27 protein-coding genes are annotated in these 23,726 nt (G+C 46.6%); 11 read left to right on the plus strand and 16 right to left on the minus strand.

What is annotated here, in order from left to right; translation table 11 throughout:
• Positions 1-3 precede the first annotated feature (3 nt).
• From QUA02_RS03920 to fraC, 4 genes are all read right to left on the minus strand, one after another.
• Positions 4-783, minus strand: coding sequence for a Uma2 family endonuclease (locus QUA02_RS03920; protein ID WP_333025526.1), 780 nt, complete (start codon positions 781-783; stop codon positions 4-6).
• A gap of 301 nt (positions 784-1,084) precedes the next feature.
• Complete coding sequence (locus QUA02_RS03925) at positions 1,085-1,858, minus strand: ABC transporter permease (RefSeq protein WP_333025452.1); 774 nt, start codon at positions 1,856-1,858, stop codon at positions 1,085-1,087.
• 172 nt (positions 1,859-2,030) lie between these two features.
• Positions 2,031-3,029, minus strand: coding sequence for a DUF5357 family protein (locus tag QUA02_RS03930; RefSeq protein ID WP_333025454.1), 999 nt, complete (start codon positions 3,027-3,029; stop codon positions 2,031-2,033).
• 5 nt (positions 3,030-3,034) lie between these two features.
• A complete protein-coding gene (gene fraC, locus QUA02_RS03935; RefSeq protein WP_333025456.1) occupies positions 3,035-3,553 on the minus strand; it encodes a filament integrity protein FraC in 519 nt (172 codons plus the stop codon).
• Positions 3,554-3,780: 227 nt separating this feature from the next.
• On the opposite strand from fraC, the gene QUA02_RS03940 reads away from it, so the two are divergent.
• The 4 genes from QUA02_RS03940 (at position 3,781) to QUA02_RS03955 (ending at position 7,991) form a co-directional block, all read left to right on the plus strand.
• Positions 3,781-4,914, plus strand: coding sequence for a cob(I)yrinic acid a,c-diamide adenosyltransferase (locus tag QUA02_RS03940; RefSeq protein ID WP_333025458.1), 1,134 nt, complete (start codon positions 3,781-3,783; stop codon positions 4,912-4,914).
• A gap of 278 nt (positions 4,915-5,192) precedes the next feature.
• Positions 5,193-5,372 (plus strand): hypothetical protein, encoded by a 180-nt coding sequence (locus tag QUA02_RS03945; RefSeq protein ID WP_333025459.1) that lies wholly within the window; start codon positions 5,193-5,195, stop codon positions 5,370-5,372.
• Positions 5,373-5,378: 6 nt separating this feature from the next.
• Positions 5,379-7,367, plus strand: a complete 1,989-nt coding sequence (locus QUA02_RS03950) for a calcium-binding protein (protein ID WP_333025461.1) — start codon at positions 5,379-5,381, stop codon at positions 7,365-7,367.
• A gap of 393 nt (positions 7,368-7,760) precedes the next feature.
• Positions 7,761-7,991: a DUF4926 domain-containing protein gene (locus tag QUA02_RS03955; RefSeq protein ID WP_333025463.1), complete on the plus strand. Its 231-nt coding sequence runs from the start codon at positions 7,761-7,763 to the stop codon at positions 7,989-7,991.
• Between the two features lie 293 nt (positions 7,992-8,284).
• On the opposite strand, the gene QUA02_RS03960 is transcribed toward QUA02_RS03955, so the two are convergent.
• The 4 genes from QUA02_RS03960 to petN form a co-directional block, all read right to left on the minus strand.
• Entirely contained in the window at positions 8,285-8,473 is a 189-nt protein-coding gene (locus tag QUA02_RS03960) for a CsbD family protein (RefSeq protein WP_333025464.1), read from the minus strand.
• Between the two features lie 161 nt (positions 8,474-8,634).
• Positions 8,635-8,883, minus strand: a complete 249-nt coding sequence (locus QUA02_RS03965) for a DUF167 domain-containing protein (protein ID WP_333025466.1) — start codon at positions 8,881-8,883, stop codon at positions 8,635-8,637.
• Positions 8,880-9,479 carry a DJ-1/PfpI family protein gene (locus tag QUA02_RS03970; protein WP_333025468.1) on the minus strand — a complete coding sequence of 200 codons (600 nt, stop codon included), beginning with the start codon at positions 9,477-9,479 and terminating at the stop codon, positions 8,880-8,882. The genes QUA02_RS03965 and QUA02_RS03970 overlap by 4 nt, the downstream gene beginning before the upstream one ends.
• A gap of 92 nt (positions 9,480-9,571) precedes the next feature.
• The gene (petN, locus tag QUA02_RS03975; protein WP_071883976.1) at positions 9,572-9,661 is read right to left on the minus strand and encodes a cytochrome b6-f complex subunit PetN; all 90 of its coding nucleotides are present in this window, start codon (positions 9,659-9,661) and stop codon (positions 9,572-9,574) included.
• A gap of 447 nt (positions 9,662-10,108) precedes the next feature.
• On the opposite strand from petN, the gene QUA02_RS03980 reads away from it, so the two are divergent.
• A complete protein-coding gene (locus tag QUA02_RS03980) occupies positions 10,109-10,588 on the plus strand; it encodes a hypothetical protein (protein ID WP_333025470.1) in 480 nt (159 codons plus the stop codon).
• Positions 10,589-10,794: 206 nt separating this feature from the next.
• On the opposite strand, the gene QUA02_RS03985 is transcribed toward QUA02_RS03980, so the two are convergent.
• The 6 genes from QUA02_RS03985 to QUA02_RS04010 form a co-directional block, all read right to left on the minus strand.
• On the minus strand, positions 10,795-11,469 hold the full coding sequence (locus QUA02_RS03985) for an SDR family oxidoreductase (RefSeq protein ID WP_333025472.1): 675 nt from the start codon (positions 11,467-11,469) through the stop codon (positions 10,795-10,797).
• 173 nt (positions 11,470-11,642) lie between these two features.
• Positions 11,643-12,254 (minus strand): class I SAM-dependent methyltransferase, encoded by a 612-nt coding sequence (locus QUA02_RS03990; RefSeq protein ID WP_333025474.1) that lies wholly within the window; start codon positions 12,252-12,254, stop codon positions 11,643-11,645.
• Positions 12,255-12,389: 135 nt separating this feature from the next.
• On the minus strand, positions 12,390-13,433 hold the full coding sequence (gene bioB, locus QUA02_RS03995; RefSeq protein WP_333025476.1) for a biotin synthase BioB: 1,044 nt from the start codon (positions 13,431-13,433) through the stop codon (positions 12,390-12,392).
• A 17-nt stretch (positions 13,434-13,450) separates the two neighbouring features.
• On the minus strand, positions 13,451-14,755 hold the full coding sequence (gene bioA, locus QUA02_RS04000) for an adenosylmethionine--8-amino-7-oxononanoate transaminase (protein WP_333025478.1): 1,305 nt from the start codon (positions 14,753-14,755) through the stop codon (positions 13,451-13,453).
• A 238-nt stretch (positions 14,756-14,993) separates the two neighbouring features.
• On the minus strand, positions 14,994-16,406 hold the full coding sequence (locus tag QUA02_RS04005; protein WP_333025479.1) for an adenylate/guanylate cyclase domain-containing protein: 1,413 nt from the start codon (positions 16,404-16,406) through the stop codon (positions 14,994-14,996).
• Positions 16,407-16,647: 241 nt separating this feature from the next.
• The gene (locus QUA02_RS04010; RefSeq protein ID WP_333025480.1) at positions 16,648-18,117 is read right to left on the minus strand and encodes an adenylate/guanylate cyclase domain-containing protein; all 1,470 of its coding nucleotides are present in this window, start codon (positions 18,115-18,117) and stop codon (positions 16,648-16,650) included.
• Between the two features lie 291 nt (positions 18,118-18,408).
• Between QUA02_RS04010 and QUA02_RS04015 the strand changes: the two genes are divergently transcribed.
• Positions 18,409-19,158, plus strand: a complete 750-nt coding sequence (locus QUA02_RS04015) for a class I SAM-dependent methyltransferase (RefSeq protein ID WP_333025481.1) — start codon at positions 18,409-18,411, stop codon at positions 19,156-19,158.
• Positions 19,159-19,288: 130 nt separating this feature from the next.
• Positions 19,289-20,647: an FAD-binding oxidoreductase gene (locus QUA02_RS04020; protein ID WP_333025482.1), complete on the plus strand. Its 1,359-nt coding sequence runs from the start codon at positions 19,289-19,291 to the stop codon at positions 20,645-20,647.
• A 118-nt stretch (positions 20,648-20,765) separates the two neighbouring features.
• Here the strand turns inward: QUA02_RS04020 and QUA02_RS04025 are convergent, their stop codons facing one another.
• Together QUA02_RS04025 and QUA02_RS04030 are read right to left on the minus strand one after the other, a co-directional pair.
• Positions 20,766-21,152 (minus strand): hypothetical protein, encoded by a 387-nt coding sequence (locus QUA02_RS04025; RefSeq protein WP_333025483.1) that lies wholly within the window; start codon positions 21,150-21,152, stop codon positions 20,766-20,768.
• Positions 21,153-21,396: 244 nt separating this feature from the next.
• A complete protein-coding gene (locus QUA02_RS04030) occupies positions 21,397-22,287 on the minus strand; it encodes an ABC transporter permease (protein WP_333025485.1) in 891 nt (296 codons plus the stop codon).
• Positions 22,288-22,443: 156 nt separating this feature from the next.
• Here QUA02_RS04030 and QUA02_RS04035 point away from each other — a divergent pair, with 156 nt between their 5' ends.
• From QUA02_RS04035 to QUA02_RS04050, 4 genes are all read left to right on the plus strand, one after another.
• A complete protein-coding gene (locus tag QUA02_RS04035) occupies positions 22,444-22,776 on the plus strand; it encodes a Tse2 family ADP-ribosyltransferase toxin (RefSeq protein WP_333025486.1) in 333 nt (110 codons plus the stop codon).
• A gap of 81 nt (positions 22,777-22,857) precedes the next feature.
• Entirely contained in the window at positions 22,858-23,094 is a 237-nt protein-coding gene (locus tag QUA02_RS04040) for a hypothetical protein (protein ID WP_333025488.1), read from the plus strand.
• Positions 23,094-23,429: a type II toxin-antitoxin system HicB family antitoxin gene (locus tag QUA02_RS04045; protein ID WP_333025489.1), complete on the plus strand. Its 336-nt coding sequence runs from the start codon at positions 23,094-23,096 to the stop codon at positions 23,427-23,429. Before QUA02_RS04040 ends, QUA02_RS04045 begins: the two co-directional genes overlap by 1 nt.
• On the plus strand, positions 23,422-23,679 hold the full coding sequence (locus tag QUA02_RS04050) for a type II toxin-antitoxin system HicA family toxin (protein ID WP_333025490.1): 258 nt from the start codon (positions 23,422-23,424) through the stop codon (positions 23,677-23,679). The genes QUA02_RS04045 and QUA02_RS04050 overlap by 8 nt, the downstream gene beginning before the upstream one ends.
• Positions 23,680-23,726: the final 47 nt, after the last annotated feature.

Here is a 23,726-nt window from a genome sequence, read left to right on the forward strand (position 1 = left end):
CTGCTATTCTGGATCTATACCGAGGGCGGCCAATCGAGCCAAAAGTTCTTGATTGCGCTGTCTTTCCTGTTCCAACAGCGTCTCGGCTAACTTTTTGTCTTGCTGTTGGCGATCGGCTCGCTGGCGTTCATTTTCCACCCGTTCTTCCGGCCACAAAAGCAATTCTCCTTCCGCATTCCACCAGCGCAGCCAATATCCCGTTCTACCTTCACGAGTTCCCTGCCAAACTCCCAAAAAGAGATTTAATCCAGGTATTAAATAACGACCGTTTTCATCAGGATTTTGATTGTCGTAACGCTCCGATTCTAGCGCATAAACTTCTATTCTGCCTGTATGCGGTCGAAAAATGACATAGCGGGGAACTTTGATTACTTGTTCGTAAAAAAACCACTTACCGATTTCTTCTGTGTGTTCGACAGAGTATTCATCGCCGTAAGTAGCTGATAGAAATTCCATCACTGCAAAAGGCACTGTTCCTTCGGTATGAGGGGTGTAGCTGCGGCGGGGATAGTTGTGAGGCCAAGGTTGCACTGGCTGCACGTACATCCAGTCTGGGGCTTTGCAAATAGTGCGATCGTCCACAGCAGCGCACAAAGCAAAATTAGAAACTATGAGTGCGTCTTGCATTAGTTCTGGGGAATCCACTACAGACTGGCGCAAACCGTGAGCTAACAAGGGATGGTCTGTATCGTCTACAGGGTCGTCTGGTAGGATGAAATCATCGGGAAGCAGCGGCCAGGTAATTTTTAGCTGCGATATCGGTTTTTGAATTACAGCAGCCATAGGCAACGTCATTTTATCAATAAAAGTTTGAGTTTTAGTCGAGATTGCCGATCGACAACCTTCTCTCTATCTTAGCGTGCTGATTCGCTAATAAAATTCGTTTGTAATGAGGACTTTATATCAATTCCGGCTGCGCCGGAATGATATAGAGGACACGGCAGTGCCGTTTCCCTACGCCAGATTAATCGTAGGGACACGGCACTGCCGTGTCCTGATTTCGGGTAATCTTAATTCCGATGCAACCGGAATGATATTAATCCTCACTACAAACCATTACCCCGGGCGGTGCCGAATGCGCGTTTTAAAATTCTCGGCGGGAAAATATGGCGATCGCAATTGACAGCAGCAGAACCACATACAGCAAACCGTAGCCAGCATCTGTAATCAAACCTGCCAAGTAAGGAACTTGTCCGTAAACAGCATCGTTTCTCAAATTGAATCTGGCTAAATCCGGCAAAACCAAATAAAGTCCCATCATCAATTGTTCAATTCCAGGATTTTTAGTTAACTTGCCCAAAGCCACTAAATCCCGCGTCGAATGTCCCATCAAATAAACGCCAAATGTCAGTAAAGTTGCCAGCAGCGAACTGCTGAACACCCCAAATAAAATCCCGACACCGGCCATGAGACACAGCTCAAACCAGACAAACAGCGAAGCGATTAAAATGCTTTCCAAAGGGAAAGGAATCCGGCTCAAACTCAGAATAGCCAGATATATCGCAGTCATTGCTGCTACAAGCACCGCCAGCACCGCCGACAGCCCTAAATGCTTGCCCACAATTAACTCAGCCCGACTTATCGGTTTAGCAACTAACAGGTAAACAGTGCGCTTTTCAATTTCTTTGTTGACCAGTCCGGTAGCCACAAAGACTGTGACAATTAGACCGAGAATGCTCATAGCAGCCAAACCGACATCTAAGATAATTTTTTTCTCGGTTGTCGCAGCCAATTCCGGTATCAACCGTACCGAGGCTCCCATCAACAGAGCAAAAATAATAATTAAGTAAAGGATGCGATCGCGAATTACTTCCCAAAATACATTGGTCGCGACTGTCAAGATTCTTCTCAAATTCATTTGGGAATTGGGAATGGGGAATGGGGAATGGGAAATTGGTCGATCGGGACTTACGCAAAGCCTCTATATTGCAGGTTTGCAGTGCGCACCTTACTGCTTGGGAATTGGTAAATGAGATTTAATTACAGCAGAATCATCTCCTGCTGTATGTTTGCAATTAGCTGCGAGATTATCAAACTTGACTGTCTCCCGCAGTTCCATCTTTTTTCTGTCCGGGTTGAGAGCGTTTGATAGCGTCGCAGGTTACAGTCGCCCTATTGCCTGTCTCGAACACCTCGCAAGACTTGGTAAACGAATATATTTCCGGTCGAAAAACCAGCCCCAGCCAAGTTGCCTGCATCTCTAACTGATAGCGCGACTGCCCTTGGACGATCGAAGTTTTGACATCCCAGCTCGCATCTTCTGGGACTATCCCAGTTGTTTTTAAGGCTTGATTCCGCAGAAAAAATCGCTCGTTGTCAATATCTATTAACATTTGCTCTACCTGCGCCCACGGTTTTGTCCGGGCTTCATTTTGCAGGTATCGCTCCATTGCATTGAGGATCACAATTCCTCGGGAGCGATTAATAGTTGGCTGTTGAAATGTCACCACATAATCGCTTTGCCTCAAATCCTGCGATAAAATGCTCGGATACTGTTGTATCCAACCTTGAATTAAAAAGTGAAATGCAAACCAACACGAAAACAGCAGGTGAACTAGGGTAATCATCACAAACTGAGGGCGCATCAACGACCTGATACTTTCCCGTTTTGACTCGCTATTCCAAATCTCTATTGTAGCAAGAATTACTACTGCTATAATTGGGCCGGATATCCATGCTATTTCCTTCTTATCCGCCGGCAATCTTACCAGCAACCACAAGCCAATTAAGATGCTTGTCACCCACGGACTCAGACTTACTCCTTTAATCACAAAAGGTTGCTGGCTGCTCAGCAAACCCATTGAAAGTGTAAAAAATAACCAGCTCATATCAAAAAGCAGAGTTCTCGTCCGCCAGTCAGTGACTGCCGCTACTGACAGCAAAGCTAAAAAAATGCTGAGCAGTAAAGGCGTCTTCCAGTGGACAACTTTAGGCGGAATCATCGCCTTTTGGATTTTTTTATTGGTTTCCCAAAGGTTGTTCGTCAGCTTAGTGAGTTGCTGGGTGGCATCAAAAAATTGCTTCATCATATATTTCAATTGACGCTTTGCAAAAACAACACGGTTAAAATAACGAAATTGCTAACAGTGTGGGCGATTAAAATTCCCCCCAACTGGGTAGTTACTTGAAAACTTTTTTTGGGAGGACGGCGGGTGAGGGTTGGCGGTCCTAAAAACTGAGTTTTGGAAGCTTTTTTATTGCCGAAAACCATGTTTTCTATGATTTCTAATCCCTGCCATTTAGCTATAAAAGTCACTGCCAATACTGAGACTGCTATCATAGTTATTCGAGCGTAAACATCCTGCCCTCGACCTAATAAAATATAACCGATAAGCTGTTCCCGCAAATCTTTGGGAAGAACGCTTTCAATGCCGAAGAAAACTAACCAGCCTACGAAAGTGCAAGATAGATTGAGGATGGCTGTATATTCAACGCTGGTTTTGGGACCTAGTTTAAGTAGTTTTTGCAGAAACCACGATTCGATCGCGATCGCCAAAAACATAATTAAAATTTGTACCAAAACAGTCCGAAATGGGAAAACACTCGCAATCATAAGCCTTCAGGTATATCAGTCCGTGTTAAATTTTAATTCTACAGCACAAACGGAATAATCTTAACCGCCGGTTTGATCCCCTGATTGCGTTCGATCGCCCCTAGTAAGATTGGGAGTTAGGACTTATCGTATAATCTGTTGAGATCGGCCAACAGAATGGAAACATTAAACATTCAATCCGCGCGATCGAATACCCACCCCGAGAGAGACTCAAATAACTGCTGATTATGGTAAGGAATGGCATAGGTATTCGGACAGCCTCATCCCGCTCGGAACGCGCCGCAGGTCAGATTCACGTCTACGACGGCGCTGGTAAAGGCAAGTCTCAGGCAGCTTTGGGAGTAGTGTTGCGCTCGATCGGGCTGGGTATCAATTCAGCCTCGCCCACGCGAGTCTTGTTGCTGCGCTTTCTCAAAGGCCCCGGCCGCTCCTACGACGAAGACGGGGCAATAGAAGCCTTGCAACGGGCATTTCCGCACTTGATCGACCAAGTGCGTACCGGCAGAGCCGAATATTTTGGGGCCGAAGCAATCACCCGCTTCGATCGCGCAGAAGCTCAGCGAGGCTGGGATATCGCCAAAGGAGCGATCGCCAGCGATCTCTATTCCGTGGTGGTACTAGACGAACTAAACCCAGTATTGGACTTGGGTTTGCTGCCAGTAGACGAAGTAGTCCAAACCCTCAAAAACAAACCAGAATATTTAGAAGTAATCGCCACAGGCCGAGCGGCCCCCGAAGCTTTGCTGGATATTGCCGACTTGCACTCAGAAATGAAGCCCCACTATCACCCGGCAGCGGCAGAGCATAATATTTCCGGTATCGAAATATACACCGGAGCGGGCAAAGGCAAGTCTACAAGCGCTTTGGGAAAAGCTTTGCAGGCGATCGGCAGGGGTATCAGCCAAGACCAATCTCACCGGGTGTTAATCGTGCAGTGGCTCAAAGGCGGCACCGGTTATACAGAAGATGCGGCGATCGCAGCTTTGCGCCAAAGCTACCCGCAGCTAGTAGACCACCAGCGGTGCGGCCGAGATGCTATAGTTTGGCGGGGACAACAGCAAGAGCTAGACTGCACCGAAGCAGAACGCGGCTGGGAAATCGCCAAATGTGCGATCGCCAGCGGCTGGTACAAAACGATTATTCTCGACGAACTCAATCCCACAGTAGACTTAGAACTGCTGCCCGTAGAGCCGATCGTCGAAGCGCTGCTGCGCAAGCCCCGCGATACAGAAATTATTATCACCGGGCGCTGCCACAAACCCCACGCTTACTTTGACTTGGCAAGCGTGCACTCCGAGGTATACTGTCACAAACACTACGGAGATCGGGGCGTAGAACTAAAGCGGGGTGTAGACTTTTAGACCCCGGAGTGGTATAGAGTTCGATCGTACCAGTTATTTAAAGACGGCGCTGCCTGGGAAACCGGAAATTGCCACAAAGCCTTGCAACCAAGTAACCAATCTCCCACTTTTCCTTGTCTTCCCGATCGGCCCGATCAACCTTTTTTAATCTTTAATGTCCTCCCCCGGAGGCGATCCCCGACCGCCAATCCAGAATGGAACATTAAGAATATCAGCCGCGTCTTGTTGAGCGTGAGCACCTGAGACTGTGCAAAAGGATTATAAAAGGGTGGAAGGCATTGAAAATAAAAGCTTACAAGCAAAAAGTCCGCGAGGGAGAAAGTCTAGACATGGTTAACGCCAGTAGGCTAGACTTGCGGCTGGCAAACAGGTTAAACTACAGCGGCATCCAAACATTCGGTGTTCTAGGCAGTGTCTGTAGTCGCACAAGCGATGACCAACAAGAAGTAGAGGAGTGAAGCTGTATGACAACGTTAAGTGACGATCCTAATCAATTAGATTTAAACCTTCCGGGACTGGGCCCGGATACAATATTCGCCGGAGCCGGGGCGGATTTCGTGAGAACTTCCACCCTGGGCGGCAGCTTAATATTTGGCCAAGGCGATAACGATACTCTGATTTCCGTCGGCCCGAACGATACCCTGTACGGCGGCGACGACGAAGACTCAATCAGATCCCAGCGCACTCCGGCTTTGCTGTTTGGCGACGCAGGCGCAGACACCATAGTCGCTGAAGCCCGCGCTACGATCTACGGCGGTTTGGGAGAAGACTTCCTCCAAGGTACTGTCGAAGCTAACCTCCTTTTTGGTAATGAGGGCGCAGATACGATGCTGGGAGGGGCGCAGAGAAGAGACTCCCTCTACGGCGGCAAGGGCAATGACGCGATCGGCTTCTTCATCGCAGGCGGCGGCAACAACCTCTCTTTACCTGGTGGCTTGGCTGTTGGCTTCGCTGGCAATGAAGGCAGCAACTATTTGCGGGGCGATTTGGGCGACGACTTGGTTGTAGGTATCAACCAGAGAGACTCTCTCTTCGGCGGTAGAGGCAACGACACCCTAGTAGGTGTGGCCAGCAGCAGCTACCTGTCCGGCGATAATGACAACGACACCTTGGTCATTACCAACAGTACCCAAACCAGCCCGTTTGCTTCGACCGTCATCACGATCGGCATTGAGAGAACTACCTTGATTGGCGGTGGGGGCAACGATTCTCTCACCGGCGCGATCGGCGAGTTTGGCGCCGGCAGAAACTTCTTTGACGGCGGCGACGGTAACGACACGATCCGCGTTTTTGCCACTTCTGATACCGCGCTGGGAGGTGCAGGCGACGACTTCATCGTGTCGGCCACGGTGCCGAATGTACTTTCGAGCGTAGGCGCCTCCAGTACCTTTCCCGGCTTCGCGGGTCGCAACTTGCTCGACGGTGGAGTGGGCAACGACACGATCGTTGCAGCTTTTGCGACTGATACAATTGTCGGCGGCGATGGCAATGACAGCCTGAGCGGTACCTTTACTAACGCAGCCGGTGGAGATGGCGAGGATACTATCAATGCTACCCGTGCCATTTTTGCTGGTACTGGTACTGCTTTGGTTACTCTCGACGGCGGGCTGGGCAACGATTTGTTAATTGGCTACACTAATCCTACTGGCAGCACCTTCACCGTCACCAACCTGATGAACGGTGGCGTCGGGAATGACAGAATCATTTTTGGCACCCAGCGCGATAGCCTGATTGGTACGTTTGACGGTAACGACACCATCTCTTACGCTAGCACCGTTGACTTTACTGGTGCTGCCCGCACAGTGGTCAGCTTCATTACCGATAACTTGGGTTCCAACTTCATCACTGGCGGCAACGCTACTGATGTCATAACTACTGGTAGCGGGGATGACATACTGTTCGGCGACTCATCCAACGCAACATTCGGGGACGATACCTTGGATGCCGGCGGTGGGAACGACACGCTGTTGGGCGGCTTTGGGAACGACTATTTGATCGGGGGTGACGGCAACGACTCTCTCGGTGGCGGGCCTGGTGCTGACACGCTGATTGGCGGCACCGGCAATGACAGCTTCTACTACAACAACTTCGGCGAGGGCGTCACGATCGGCACACCGCTGGGTAGCAACCCAGACCAAATCGGGGGTTTTGATGTCGGGCAAGACAAGTTTATCTTGCAAGTCACTAACTCCAGCGGCTTCCCCGGCGTGAGTGTAATCGAAGGTACGAATCGACTTTCTTCGAGGTCGTTCTTGGTGCTGGAGAGCGGGACTTACACTAGCAGTTTTGGTCCAGCCGGGGCGGGCACATCAGATGCGTTCCTCTTTTATCAAAATGCAGACGGACGACTAGGATTTGACCCGGACGGTACTGCTGGTTCTAACCCAGGCGTTACGCTTGCAATTGTGAATAACAGACCGGGCATTACGGCTTCTGACTTTACCCTGATTTAATTTGGGTAAAAATGGGTGGGGTCGATTCTGAAAAGATCGCCCTACCAACTCTCAAAACTAATTGTGCTATGTTTCGAGCTGGGGATATCAATCCCTGGCTTTTTTTTGCGGGAATTGGGGATTGGGCAATTTTAGATTTTAGATTTTAGATTGATTGGTAATTTTAATCGAAAATCGAAAATCGAATGGGGCATGGGGCATGGGGCGGGTTCACGGGTGAATTTTGCCACGCGCCAATAATCTTTAGAACTGACGCATCAGAACCAAAGAAACCGGGTTTTTCACTCCTAGTTAAAGGCCGGGATGCAGTATTTCAGTAAAAACCCGGTTTCTGCCTCCAGACTAATCTCGATCGACCCGCCCCCAGCCAAGTCAAAAAGTGAGGTAAAAATAATGAAAACAATTAAAGACCTAGATATTGTTGTTTTAACTGAAGATTTAGAAGCAACCCATTTTGAAACAAAACAAATCATTAAATTATATAAAGGACAAGTAGGAACAGTCGTGATGGAATTTTATGGCAGTGCTTTTGAGGTAGAATTTTCTCATCAAGATGGCACAACTTATGCAATGGAGACAATTCCCGCCACAAAATTAATGCTTTTACACTATGAGTTATACTAATTTTCAAAACTCATGCAACAGTATCTGTAGGGTGCGTCGCCATCAAAAATCTTAAATAATATCCACAATCTTTGAGCGACGCACCGGTGCAGAATAGTGAGCGTAAACAAACCCACACTCATCATTGTGGCAAGACTTTGGATAATTGGTATTAGTAGAATCTGTAGGGGCAGTTAGCAGATGAATTTTGCCAGCAATAATCTTTATAATCTACGAAAAGTATCTCTAAAAAAATCCCGCAAACTGTGTGTTTGCGGGATTTAGTAGGCAGGAAACTTGTAGGGGGCAATACTCTAGGCTCGGTCTACAATCTCTTTGGCTTTATCTTTGAGGTCTTCTTTCAGGTGAATTGCTGATGCTTCGTCCTGCTTGGCTTGACCTTCTAATTTGTCTTTCTGGTTGCCTGTAACTTCGCTAGCAGCCTCTTGGATTTTGCCTTCAATATTCTTAGCAGTTGCTTCGACTCTATTTTCAATGCTCATTATTTTTTATTTTAACGCTACAACTACTACTGTATGAATTCAAAGCTGAGTCTGAATCCATCTTTAGATAGATTTGTTGTTAAATTTATAGATATCCGGTAGGGACACGGCATTGCTCCCCGGAGACGGCATTGCTCCCCGGAGACGGCATTGCCGTGTCCCTACGGGGAGATATAAGTTGAAGGTTCGATCGCAACTTCCACAAGTTTATTTCTAGAGGAAAAACCGGATTTAATGCCGATCGCAGATTTCGGCACTTTAAACTTTTTCGCCAACAGCACGATTAATTCTTGATTGGCTTTTCCATCGACTGGCGGCGATTTGAGATGTACTGTGAGGCTGCCGTCGGGTTGCTCTTCGATGCTTTGCTGTTTGGAATGCGGTTTAACTTTGACTGTGAAAATAGTCATGCTTCGACTTTTTCTGAATGTTCGATTTTTGTCCCCAAAACTTTCAGAAATTCAGCCAGCCAATTAGGATGAGCCGGCCACGCGGGGGCTGTGACTAAGTTGCCATCGACTACGGCGTCGGTAACGGGAACTTCTGTATATTTGCCGCCTGCCCGGAGTACGTCGGGGCTGCAAGCGGGGTATGCAGTGCACCGTTTGCCTTCGAGTACGCCGGCGGCGGTTAGGACTTGCAAGCCGTGACAAATAGATGCGATCGGCTTTTTGCTGCTGGCAAAGTAGCGCGTAATTTGCAGCACTTGTTCGTTGAGGCGGATGTATTCTGGGGCCCGTCCTCCGGGGATAACCAAAGCGTCGTAGTCGGCCGGGTTGATTTCGTCAAAAGTGGCATTTAAAGTGAAGTTGTGGCCGGGTTTTTCGCTGTAGGTTTGATCGCCTTCAAAGTCGTGAATTGCGGTGCGAATTGTTTGGCCTGCTGCTTTGTCCGGGCAGACGGCGTGGACGGTGTGACCTACCATTTGCAGGGCTTGGAAAGGAACCATTACTTCGTAGTCTTCTACAAAGTCGCCGACTAGCATTAATATTTTTTTGGCAGTCATGTTTACAACTCGTGTTATTTTGATTTGGTTAAATAGGATTTCCCAAAAATGCGGGGCAGTTAAAAAGCTCGCCCCGCAAGCTATTCTGGAATCTAGAAACCGTTGCGTCCCCAAATGACCATTGAAATTGAGAAGGAGAACAGAACTAGCACCGAAACCCAACCGAGTGACAAAATATCCATAGCTATTTATTGAACAAACTGTACAAAGTGACTCCAAACCTTTTGACATCCACCCCGACCTGAAGGTACGGGGATTCCCAAACCTCACGATTTGAATTTCTGCTTCTTCGCCACTGCCTCCACCCTAAAAGAGATTTGGTCTTATGTTCGCTCCACAGACTAACCCCGCAAGCCCTGCGGTTTTTACGTATCAAATACCAAACGGAATTCTTCGTAGTTTTGATTCTAGGGATGTTTACCATTGCCCTATCCTCTTTTCCCGGTCTACCGATTTTGCTTCGCCGCCAGCACAAGGCTGAACTTCGCTCGTATAGGCTGTTTGATCCATCGTCTCGGGTGGGTCGTTGACCAATTATATTGTAATATAAAGCCGTCCTAAAAGGACGAGGTTTCTACCCAATTTTCTGATGATAAATCAATTTGAGCCATTTTAAGAATGAGGGCGCCGTGAAGGACTCGTCAAATTTTAGTGCCGCTGAACGGGTAGAATCTTTGAAGGCAGGGACTGTTGCTGCTTTGTCTTGTTTGATTGGTTTTGGGGCGATCGCCCTTGGTAATAGCTTAATTCTAGCGGATAGGTTGGATTCTCTGGCGAGTTTGCAGGTAAGGGAAATTGACCTAAATTTTGCCTTCAGAGGGACGATCGCACTTTTGGGCGGTTTTTTGTTCGGCGTGACTTACCGCTATGCGATTCGCCGAGATGTTAACCCGCAGCTTAAATCTGGTGCGGTGTTGGCTTTTGGGTTGGTGCGGGCTTTTGGACAGTTGGATGCTGGATTGTCTTTTGAGGCGGGGAAGATGCCGGCTTTGCAAGAGTTATTGCCGTTTGCTGTTCGTAGTGCCGAGAGTGTGATATTGTTTGCGATCGCGGGTTTGGTTTTGGATTGGGCGATCGGGCGATCGTGGATTAAGCCTTTCGATTCTTGAATGCCAAATCTTGCAGCATTTTTATGAACAGGCAAGATGCCTGTTCCACAAAAGTTCAATTTTCTTCTGGGGTGGGCGCAGCATTTTTATGAACAGGCAAGATGCCTGTTTCACAAAAGTTCAATTTTCCTGTGGGGTGGGCTTTGAGCAACGCCCAAAAAATAAAATTTAGATGCGAGACAGCTTATTTTGCGCTAAACCCGCCCCTAGAAAGTTAATACCTCAAATTCTGGATTGCCGTAAACCATCTGTTTATCTACCGCCGACAAAACTTTATTGTTAGCAGCATCAGAAACTAAACACTGACAAACTAGCTGCGCTACATCCGCCCGGTGAATAGTTCCAGCAACTCGACTATCTTCTGTTAAAATACCGTTGCCTGTTGCAGGTTCCGATTTGAGTCCGCCCGGACGAATCACTGTATAAATCATCCCGCTGGCTATCAAATGATTTTCGGCTTTTTCCTTTTCAATTAAAACCGGGCGCAAAGTTTCTAAAGCTTGGGGCGGCAAAGCAGCGGCACTGTTACCGCTACCGATCGATGAAACTAAAATAAACTTTTGCACGCCTGCTTTGACAGCCGCATCGATCAAGTTTTTGTTGCCCAAATAATCGGCTCTTTCTCCATCTTTTGGCAAGCCGCCGATCGTGCTGATTGCGGCATGAATTGGCTCGCAGCCAGCGATCGCAGCTTCCACAGCCGCAGCATCCAAAGCATCGCCCGTCATGACTTTGATGCCCATTGCTTCCAATTCGGTGCGGTTTGCGGGCGATCGCAAAAGTGCTGTTACTTGCATCTTTTGTTCTACCAACAACTTCGCGATTTCTAGGCCTACGCCTCGACTAGCACCCGCTAAAAAAATGTGGAATTTCTCTGTCATATTAATGGGGATTTAATTGGTGCAGAAAGTGGTTTATTTGACTGTGGATAATTATACAACAATCTTCTGTCTATTGGTGAATGAGTTTTTTATTTAACCGCAGAGGGCGCAGAGGGCGCAGAGGAAGAGAGGGGAAAGATTCGCAATTACCGATTCCCAATTTCCCATTTACGTTAGATTTTTCTGCCTACCATTACTACCCAAGATTGAGCTTCGCGCGGTAAGCCGGGAGGGCGGTAGTAGTGACTGACAATTGCAAATCCCGCTTGTTCCAAACAGGGTGCTAAAGTTTCGTATTCCCATCCCGCAGTATAGCGTTTTCCGGTCGGCCGCTCGTCGTATCCTTCCCAATTTCCCCGGCACATTGACATGACAATTGCACCGCCAACAACTAAGGCTTTGTGCAAATCTTGCAGCACTTTCACCATCTCGTCGCTGGGAACGTGAATCAGGGAAGCATTGGCAAAAATACCGTCAAATTCTGCATTTGGCAAGTCGAGATTCAAAAAAGATTGCTGCCAAACTTCGCATCCCGATAACTTCTTAGCTATTTCTACAAAAGCTGGAGTTGCATCTAAGCCGACAACTGTGTGTCCTTGGTTCTTGAACGCTACTAAATCTCGTCCCGGGCCGCATCCTATATCGAGAATTTTACCGGGATTGCGGGGCATGGCAGCGGTCAATGCGTCGCGATTTTGGGATACGTCGTGATGCCAAGTTCCTTCTCGGAAAGATTCGGCAGTTAGCTGGTATTCTGCGATCGTAATTTCTTCGCGTTTGTCCACAATTTCCCCCTCTTGTATTATTTGAGATTTGAGATTGAAGAATCTCAACCGTAGGGACACGGCACTGCCGTGTCCTATTCTATTTAATCTGCCGTTTCCTACTCTATTTCATCCGATTGAAAACTACTATAATAGTTAAACAATCAGGGTTTTTTGTTCGGACTTGGTAACTGCTGAATCAACTTCTAACAGAGAACCTTCGGGGGATTCGATCGCAAATCCCGCATCTCGAATCATGTCCCAATCTTGATGTGCAGCTTGTCCGGGAGTCGTCAGATAATCGCCCACAAAGATAGAATTGGCGGGGTAGAGTCCGAGAGGTTGCAAGGAACGCAAATGCACTTCTCGTCCCCCAGCAATCCGAATTTCTTGGCTGGGAAGCAAAAATCGGAACATACAGAGAATTCGCAAACATTGGCGGGGATTTAAGCGATTAACGTCCGCAAAGGGCGTTCCGGGGATCGGAATAAAAAAGTTGACCGGTACGCTGGTAACGCCCAAATTCCGCAACGACAGCGCTAAATCGATCGCATCATCATCCGATTCGCCCATCCCCAAAATTCCGCCGGAACAAGTTGTGATTCCCGCTGCTTTTACGTGTTCGACGGTTTCAACCCGATCGCCAAAAGTGTGAGTGGTGCAAATGTCCGTGTGATATGATTCGGAAGTATTGAGATTGTGATTTACGCGATCGACTCCAGCTTTTGCCAAGCGATGAGTTTGCTCCTCGCTCAACAATCCCAAACAAGCGCAAATTTTCAGGTTATAATTTGCCTTCACAGTCTCGACAGCATCCAAAACGCGATCGAAAGTAGATGCGCTGGGTTGACGCCCGGAAATTACCAAACAAAACGTACCAGCTTTTAATTCTGCTGCGCGTTGGGCGGCATCCAGAATTTTCTCCTTAGCTAAAAGCGGATATTTCTCAATTTCCGCAGTCGAAATTTTCGACTGAGAACAATAATGGCAATCTTCAGGACAAAGGCCGCTTTGAGCATTTAACAAATAGTGCAGCCTGACTCGGTTTCCCCAGTAGTGGCGGCGCACCCGATAAGCTGCGTTTAGTTGTTCCAGCAAAACCTCATCCGGTGCGCGCAATACGGCTAAAGATTGCTCGCGAGAGAGACATTTGCCCGCCAGCGCGTCGTCAGCCAAATCGTTCCAATTGGGTAAATTCATTACTAAAATTCAAGGGTTTACAGAGTATCCAAAACCTGACGAATTACCCGATAAATCGATTCTAGTTCATCAGGAGAAATGCAGTAGGGAGGAATCAAGTAAAGCGTATTTCCCAAGGGGCGGAGCAAAAACCCCGCTTCGAGAAATCTGGCTTTCAATACAGGAGCAATGTCATTAAAATAACCGGAAACGCTTTCCGTTTTCACATCCATTGCTGCGATGGTGCCGCAAGTCCGAATCCGTTCGAGTTTAGGATGATTTCTCAGCCATTGATTCAGATATTGGCGGTGCAATTTTTCCATCCCTTGATACACACTTGGGTTTTGCTCCAAAAGCTCCATCGATGCTACACTCACCGCACAAGCTAAAGGATTTCCAGTGTAAGAATGACTGTGAAAAAAAGCTTTGTCCGGTTCATCTCGCCAGAAAGCTTGATAAATATCCTCCGATGCCATTGTGACAGCAATTGGCAAGCAGCCGCCAGACAATCCTTTAGACAAACACAGGATATCTGGCGAAGTTGCAGATTTAACAGAGGCAAACAGTTCGCCCGTGCGACCAAAACCAGTCATTACTTCATCGTAAATCAACAATACATTAAACTGGCGGGCAAGTTGTGCGATCGCCTGCAAAAACTCAGGGCGGCACATTCGCATTCCCCCAGCACCTTGCACCAAAGGTTCGATAAAGATTCCGGCATAGCCGCCCTGCTTTAACAAAAACTCCAACTTCTCTAAACTCGCAGCCTCCTTGCTTTCCACCTCCTCGTCGCCGTCAAAAGTCGCCGGAAAAGGAACAACATCCCCAGCAAACATTAAAGGTGCAAAAGATTCCCACCACAGCGAACTTCTGCCAGCAGACATCGCGCCCACAGTATCGCCGTGATAACCTCCCTCAAAACTAATAAAGCTAGTGCGGTTAGTTTCTCCGAGATTGCGCCAATATTGAAATGCCATTTTCAGAGCAACTTCAACAGCAGTCGATCCGTTATCAGAAAAGAAAATCCGCGTTAAAGAAGTAGGCGTATGAGTTAGCAATTTACTTGCAAGTTTCTCTGCCGGTTCGTGAGTAAATCCGGCAAAGATTACGTGTTCTAACTTTTGGGCTTGCTCGTAAAGAGCCTCGGCGAGAACTGGATGACTGTGCCCGTGAACAGTCACCCACCAACTAGAAATGCAGTCGAGAATTTGCCGCCCGTCTGCTAACTCCAGCACCGATCCTTTGCCGCAAATTACCTTCAGCGCCGGGACAGCCGTTTTCATTTGCGTGAAGGGCTGCCAAATTGGTGAATTTGAAGAATTATGTTCCTGATTCGCAGTCATTTTTACCAATCAAACTAATATTAAGTCGCCTTTTAATATAGCAATTTTAACTCACTTATGAACTTTTTATTTTTTCTTGTTTCTTCTTCTCTTCCTTCGTGTCCTAGCGCTGACGCGCGGCTTCGCCTAAAGCGTCTTCGCGGTTCCTTCAAAAAAATCAAGTTTGGTGTTAGGAGTGGCTGCGCTGCAACATCTGCCGCCATATCAGGTATTCCCGGGTGATGGTTAAAATTATCAGTTAAGTTTTTCTGCCTTTCAGCAAATAAGTCGTCATTGCTCCTTTGCCTTTAACATTAATTTTACCGCGCTTTTCCAACAAATACTTATCGCACAGCAACTCATAAGTTGAGCTGCTAACTTGAATTTTACCAGGAAGTCCCTGAGATTCCATGCGGCTTGCTGTATTCACAGCATCTCCCCACAAATCGTAAATAAACTTTTTAGTGCCGATGACACCTGCTACAACAGGCCCAGTATTAATGCCAATGCGGATATTTAGAGGTTCACCGCATTGGTCGCGGAATTTCATAATTTCTTGCTGCATTTCCAGGGCCATTTCGGCAATAGATTCGGCGTGATTTGTACAGGGAAGCGGCAAACCGCCTGCTACCATATAATTGTCGCCTATCGTCTTAATTTTTTCTAAGCCGTATTGCTCGCTCAAGCTATCGAAACATGAAAATATTTTGTTAAGCAACTTGACTAATTCTTCAGGAGACGTGCGCGAAGATATTTCGGTAAAGCCCACAATATCAGCAAACAAAACCGTAACCTCGGCAAATCCGTCCGCAATATTTATCTGGCCTTGTTTTAGGCGATCGGCAATCATTACCGGTAAGATATTTAGTAATAAACGTTCCGACTTTTCTTGTTCGGCGCGCAATATTTCCTCAGCTTGTTTCCGCTGTGCGATTTCCTTGTATACTCGGTGAAACATTTGATTGAATGCGACCATGAGTTCTCCCAACTCGTCATCGCGCTTGACAGAAAGAGAGTAAAAATCAGGTTTTTCTCGATCTTTGCTCAAAGCGTCTCCGGCAGCGATCAAGTCATCGCGCAATCTCAAAATAGGTGCAATTACTGTCACCCCTAAAAAGAACATAGTCACAGAAGTGACAAAGGCTGATATAATGATGACTAGAACCGCAATCCGCCCGATAAATGCGTAGAGTTCCGGTTGAACGGTGGAAGCATCGTGGCGAACAATTAAGATGTAATCGCCTCCCAAATGTCGCTCCCTCCAAGCAATATCGTAGCGCTTGCCATCGAAATTGTGATGGTGAACTATACGAGCATTTTTTAGTTGCTTTAAACTGATTTCGGGGCGTTCGCCAAGTGTATATATTAGCTGACCGTTAGCTTGGTAAATAGACAGTCCTAACACTACTTGAGAATCCTTAATAATATTTTTTACTTCTTCTTGCAAGAAAGTGCGATCGGAAATATCTTGTTGGAGCAAAAACTCTAGGGAATCAACAGTCGCCCGAGATACCTGTTCTAATTGACTTAAAAGTTCATTTTCGCGCCGAAAATAAGAGGGAACTAAAATAATTCCCTCTATGACAAGAATGCTAGCAAATATCCACAAAGCTATTTGCCTAGACAAGCGAGATTTGAAAAAACCCAAGAAAGATAAAATCCGCAATGGCATAAAATTTACTATTTTGCAAATGGCTAATTTAGGACATAGGAAAAGAAACCGGGTTTCTCGTAATAAATTTTGGCGTCAAGGAAGCAACGCCGCAGAAACCGGGTCCTCACATCTCCTATGTAATTCCTGTAATTGTCAGCAGTCAACAGCCAGCACCCATTAACGGTTAGTTCTTGGCTAACCACTAACGACTGATGACTCCGGACTAACTAGCAGACCCCTTAATAATATAATAAACAAATTAAACCGAAACTGCGCTGACTAACCTGCCTACAAGCAGATAAGTATTCATATCGCCCTTGCCTTTGACGTGGATAATTCCTCTGTCTTCAAACAGATACTTACTTTGCAAGATATCGTAAGTTGATTTTGTGACTTGAATCGCGCCGGCAATCCCGTGGGATTCCATGCGGGCTGCTGTATTGACTGCATCGCCCCAGAGGTCGTAAATGAACTTTTTAGTGCCAATAACCCCCGCAATTGCAGGCCCGGTATTGATGCCGATGCGAATGTTAATTCCTGCATGATGTTTGGCATTGAATTTTGCTAATTCCTCCTGCATATCTAAAGCCATTTCAGCAATACTTTCGGCGTGGTTGGTGCTGGGGTTTGGCAAACCTCCGACTACCATGTAAGCATCTCCAATTGTTTTGATTTTTTCCAAGCCGTACTTTTCCGTCAAACCATCGAAGGCAGAAAAAATTTCGTTGAGAAAATCGAGCAATTCTTCGGGAGATATTTGTGCTGAAAGCACGGTAAAGCCTACGATATCCGCAAACAAAATCGTGACTTCTGCGAAGCCGTCAGCAATACTGCTTTGACCATCTTTTAGCTTGGCAGCAATGGATTCGGGTAAAATATTGAGCAGCAGGCGATCGCTCTTTTCCTGTTCTTTCAGCAATTCTACATTAGTTTCTTGCAATTGTGCCGTGCGTTCCCTGACCCGCTGTTCTAATTGTTTAGCATTTTGGCGCAACCTGCTGATAGCTAAACTTAATCCTAATATCCCTAACACTGAAAGTCCTGCTAACAGGAAAAACAAGTTTTTCAGTCCGCCGCGAGTTTTTTGAGTGATGGTATCAAGAGGTTGAGTAATTTCCAATATACCGCGCACATCTCCGACTTTCCAGTCTTTTTTAGGGCTGTAGGGATGAGTGTTGTGGCAATTAACGCAGCTAGCAGTTAAAGGGTCGGCTTCTGCATATCGAAAGGCTGGCTTACCGCGAAATTCCTCACTCCTAAAAAATTTTTGTGTCGGATTTTGCATCAAATATTTGATGGCTTCTCGTTCAAAATCGTCTTGAGGCTTACCTTCTTTTTCTCGCCAAGGAAACGGGTAGTTGCTGTACAGACGGACTGACACTTCAGGATTTTTTTCGGTGATATGTTTACCTAGTTCTATCAAAAAGGTTGCTGGCACAGGAACTGTTGTTTTTTTCGGCTTGTAGTCGTGGGTAAAGTTAATCAGTTTATCACTGTTGAGAGGATTGACAACATCAGAACTGTAAAGGGTGCGGGCTTCTTTAATAGCTTGGGCGTATAGCGTTGCATTTTGGAGGGCTTGCGATTCAATTAGGGTAGAGGAAAGACGAGACATATTTGCCATCGCTAATCCTACGCCTACACAAAATAAAATTGTCACTGCAAGGAGAATTCGCTTGTAAATTAATTGGCTGATGGCAGCCCGACTGCGAGAAATTAACTGGCGCATGGTATCCTCAAATGTGAGGTTGAATCTTTAAGTGATTTTACGCACTACTAACATAACACTGCTTTTTCAGGTCGCTTTGTCGGCGTCGGGCTAAACCCAGACGGCGTAGTGCAAGGGATTGTTTATTGTTATTTACAGCGAGTGTTGGGGTTCTCCGTCAAAGTACGCATAACTTTATAACGGTTTTCAGTTGAGATATCGGGTAAGGACATGGCATTGCTGTGTCCCTACTTCACGCACTTATTGCTGTATCTCGGTTAGGATAGCAATTGTAGTCTATGGTTGGCGATCGTGAATTCTGACTCTACTGTCTCACCTACAAACAACGAAATTTTTCCGGGAGAAGTTTTCGTCCATACTGCCGATTTTGATACCGGCATTCGGCGACTTTTACCTAAATATGACGAAATGCTGGATGTATTAACAGCCTGCATTGCTAGCGCTAACCACCGCATTTTAGAACTCGGCTGCGGTACGGGGGAACTGAGTTTAAAAGTTCTCCAACGCTACCCATCTGTCGAAATAATTGCTGTCGATTACTCGCCGCGAATGCTTGATTTTGCCCGCGCAAAAATAGAGTCGGCAGGATACGCAGCCCGGTGGACTGGCATAGAAATGGACTTTGGAGAATGGGCGAACAATCCCAATTTATCCAGCTTGGGCGATAAATTCGATGCTTGCATTTCATCTCTGGCAATTCACCATCTTGAGGACGAGATGAAGTTGAAATTGTTTCGACGGATTCGCGAAAGTTTAAATGCTGGTGGCTGTTTTTGGAATGCTGACCCGACTTTAGCAGAATCAGCAGCAATGAAAGATATTTATCAAAGGAGAGAAGAAGATTGGGCGCTAAGTCAGGGGGAAACTTTAGCACAAATTCGGGCAAATGTGGGGACGAGTGTCTCTTACGGCTATTCTAATCCCGATCGCCTAGCTACACTTTCGGCACATTTAGAGATGTTGGCATCATCTGGATTTGAGACTGTTGCAGTTCCTTGGAAATATTACGGTATGGCAGTGTTTGGGGGATTTGTTAATTGAAAAAAGCAGTTATGCTATGTAGGATGAAACCTCAGCATCTTACTGCTTAAAGAAAGATTGCAGTTAGTATTTTTAGTTACTAAGCTCTGCTTGAACAAATATATAATACTGTCAGGATTTAGGAAACAAAATGACTGCAACTGCGATTCAAAGTATTGACTGGGATGCTTTTTCTTCGGAACTCTCGGGAATCGAAATAATTAGCGATCGCGCGCAAGTTTTCAAGCTATCTCAAGACTATTATCACTTCAGTCCAGTTTTGCAACCTCTCTTAAGTGATAAAACAGGAGATTTAGTAGTTCGTCCCGCCAGCGAAGCCGAAGTTTTGCGGATTGCAGCAGCCTGCGTCAAATCCAAAATTCCGCTAACTGTTAGAGGTGCAGGAACGGGCAATTACGGGCAGTGCATTCCCCTCAACGGCGGCGTCATTTTAGACACCACCAAAATGCACAGTATCCGCTGGATAAAACCGGGTTTAGCTTGCGTAGAACCGGGGGTGAAAATGTCGGTTTTCGACAAACAAGCGCGAGAAACCGGTTGGGAATTGCGGATGGTTCCCTCAACCTATCGCACCGCAACGATTGGGGGATTTATCGGCGGCGGTAGCGGGGGAATTGGTTCGATAACTTACGGGCAATTGCGCGATCGGGGAAATCTTCATGCCGTTCGAGTAGTTACAATGGAAGACGAGCCCCGCGTCATCGAATTGCGCGGCGATGAAGTGCAAAAAGTCAACCACGCTTACGGCACAAATGGGATTATTACTGAGTTAGAAATTCCCCTCGCCCCTGCTTATTCTTGGGCGGAAATTATCGTCGCTTTTGATAATTTTATGACAGCGGCAAACTTCGGTCAAGCTTTGGGCGATGCGGACGGAATTATCAAAAAACTAATTTGTGTTTGTGCTTGGCCGATTCCTGCTTATTTTGCTGCTTTCCGCGAGGAGATTCCTGAAGGTAAGCACTGCGCTTTGTTAATGGTAGCTGAATCTTGTCTGGAACCGCTGCAAGATTTGGTGGGCGAATATGGCGGCACAATTTGCTATCAAAAAAACGCGCAAGCAGCGAGCAAAGGTGCAGCAATTGCTGAATTTACTTGGAATCATACAACTCTGCACGCTCGCAGCGCTGACCCGTCTCTGACTTATTTGCAGACGCTTTTTCCCCCAGATAAAGGTTTGAAATTGATTGAGGAACTGTACAATTATTATGGGGATGAGGTGATGATGCACTTGGAGTTTTTGCGGATGAACGGCAGGGCGATCGCCGCAGCTTTGCAAATAGTTCGCTACACTACGGAATCACGGCTGAATGAAATTATTCGGTATCACGAAAAGCAAGGCGCACTGATTGCTAATCCTCACACTTATATATTGGAAGATGGAGGGATGAAAAGTATTAATGTGGAACAGTTGCAGTTTAAAGAGTTGGTCGATCCTTACGGTTTGCTTAATCCGGGTAAAATGCGGGCGTCGTTGGAACGGGATTAAGGGCGATGGTTTTTAGATAAGATTCGGATCTTGAAATCGCTGCTAGACAAACTTTCGTCCGCCTAAGCGCTGGCTTCGCCCACGCGGACTCAGAAATGAGCAAACAGCATTTGTAAATTTAAGGGACGGGGGCGGTAATTTCTGCTGGTGCGATCGCTCCTTCAGAAGGTACAGCTTGCTTTTCCAGTAGTTGGCGCTGTTTGTTGCGAAATTCTGCTGCCGCATCGTTCAAATTTTGGCGCTGTTCGCTATTAAATTCTTCCATGCTGCGGCCGCCTCCCAATTGGGATCTGTGAATTAAATCAAATATTCCGCTTCCGCTGCTGCGGCCGGAAAAAGGGTCGGTATTGTCTTGAGTTTGAAAGTCTTGCAGCGGTTGGGGGGAATTAGTTAAACCGCTGGCTTGAGCGAAGCTTGCTTGAGGCAAGAACAGAGCACAGGATGCGATCGCGCTTGCAGCAATCCCAATCATCAATTTGCCCGATTTAGAAGTTTTGGTGTTCATAATTTATTAGTTGAACTTTCAAAAAAACAATTCTATCTAAACAATATTCTGACTTGCGACTAAATATTATATTACTTGGCTGGGGCTAAGGACACGGCAATGCCGTGTCCCTACCATTGACTGCGAATCCGTCCACCATTGATTGTATTACTTCGATTGGGCTAAGGACACGGCAATGCCGTGTCCCTACAATTGATGGTGCAGGTTAAACGATCGCCCGCAGATTTGCCGCGATCGCCCTTCCTCACGCAAACCGGCGTCGCAGCAGCGGTTGAATGCTCAGCAGCGCCACCAAATCAAAGGCTAGCAATACTAACAGCGCTCCTCCAAAGGTAACATTACCCCAAGGAGCTTGCATCACCACACTTGCTAACGACCAATCGCTGTGCAGGTACAGGTAGCGGATGGGTTCGATCGCATAACTCAGAGGATTGAGAGTCACCACAACTTGCAGCCACTCTGGCATAAATGACAGCGGCGCGAGGGCTGTGCTGGCAAATAACAGCGGCAAGTTAGTAACAAAAATTACCGCAATTAATTCTACGTGGCCGGGGAGAGCAAAAGCTAAACCCAGACTCAAGCCGGTGACGCCCAAAACTAACAGCAGGACAATTAGGGCGATCGCCCCCAGTCCGGCAATTCCGGGGAATCCCGCGCCCAAAAACGCCCCCGCTGTAACGATTGTGCCGGTTTGGATGAAACTCAGGGTGACGATAAAAATAGCCGAAGCCAGGACTATCGAAAATCTCGAAGCCAGCGGCGCGACTAACAAGCGGTTGAGAAATCCGAACTCGCGATCGAACATAATCGGCAAACCGGCATTCAGCGCCCCGGCAAAGGCAGTAAAAACGATTACACCAGCGCCGAGAAATTGTCCGTAATTCTGGCTTTCGCCGAACAAGCCTGCGGGAGCATTTTCAAACAGAGCTCCGAACAAAACCAACCACATCAGCGGCTGAATAATGCCTGCAACTAGCGTGGAGGGGCGCCGCTGCAATTGAATAAACAGGCGCTTGGTTAAGGCGAGTGTTTCTTGGATGAAGTCGCCCAGCAGGGAACTGTTCGAGGCTGTAATAGCCGTTGAGGGCGATCGCTGCTGGTTGAGGTTGTTGGGGGATGTAACAGTACCGCTCATAATTGCTTGCGCTGATTTTGATTAAATCTAACTCTCTTTACAGTAGCAAGTCTGGAGGTATTGGTGGTGTTGGGCGGGCGATCGTCGCAAGCCAGCAGATTAGATTGTATAGTCATTATGATAAATTCTACATAGCTGGGAATCTTCGATCGAGACATGGCAGAAACACCGATCGCTCTATATCGGCAAGGCAACGCTAATTCACCTAGAATGGATAATGTCCGACCGAACAAAGATGTTGCTGCTTATGAAGAAAATGGTCGAATTTGGGTAAATCCTACTTTAGGAGGTGGGATTTCGACATTTGCTACTCAAAGAAGCGACAAAAACTGGTGGAAGTTAGATGCGGAGAGTGAAATTCCTGCCGCGCTTGATTTAGTTAATGACCACAACGATCATTGGTTGTGGAAACCGAGTCATATTATGCCGATAGAGGAGTACAAGGAGTCTCTTCGACTGATAAGTGCATCGTTCTACAAAGTGAGTTGACGATTTTCAGCTTTAGCAGCTTTGAAACAGAGTGGGTTAGCATAGTGGCAAGTGAGTGTAAAGATTAAAAAGGGAGTTCAGATGATTCTATCTTTTAAGGATGTACAATTTATTATCGAAGCTCTTGAGTTTCGGATCGAGGCATACCGAGAATGTTTGAAGGATGAAGAATTGGATGAGGATGAAGCATCAGATATCGGCAACGATCGCTATTTTTTAGAAGCGTTGCGCGAAGATTTGATGAAAGCTATTAAGGATGGTAGTCTGCCTAAAATAGCAGAATCTTCAGACGGTTTGTATCAAAAGGTAAGAAGTTAATGAGGGCGATTCCCTTCGGGATAGCTGCGCTTCACGCACTTTTTTGCGATAGGGGGATGGGAAGCGCGATCGCGACTGAAAAACGGTGCTGGATATGCTACATTGAGTATGGAGAATTTGGCAAAAAAATGTCTTGTACTTTCACGGCAATTGTTTATTGGGAAGAGGATGTTTATGTAGCCGAGTGTCCTGAAGTGGGAACGGCTAGCCAAGGAGAAACGATAGAAGAGGCGATCGCCAATCTCAAAGAAGCAACGGAACTTTATTTAGAAGAATTCCCTCTGCCTAAAACTTCCCGCCGTCTGCTAACTACATTTGAGGTATTGAGTGCCTAAACTACCGCGAGTTAGTAGTGCAGAAGCCATCCGGGCTTTGGAACGCTTAGGCTTTATTCAAGTACGGCAGAGAGGCAGCCATGCTATTTTGAAGAAACAATTACCGATCGATGATGAGTCTAATCCTCAAGGCGCGATCGAGGTTGGCTGTGTAGTACCAGTGCAGCGCAAAAATTTGGCAGTTGGAACTCTCAAAAGTATTCTAAATCAGGCAGGGATTTCTGTTGAAGATTTTTTGAGAAATCTTTAGATATATTGAAAGAGCGATTCCTGCGGGATAGTTCGGCTCAACAATGG

It is taken from the genome of Microcoleus pseudofavosus SVA1_A4 (genome assembly GCF_036700565.1).
GTDB lineage: Bacteria > Cyanobacteriota > Cyanobacteriia > Cyanobacteriales > Microcoleaceae > Microcoleus.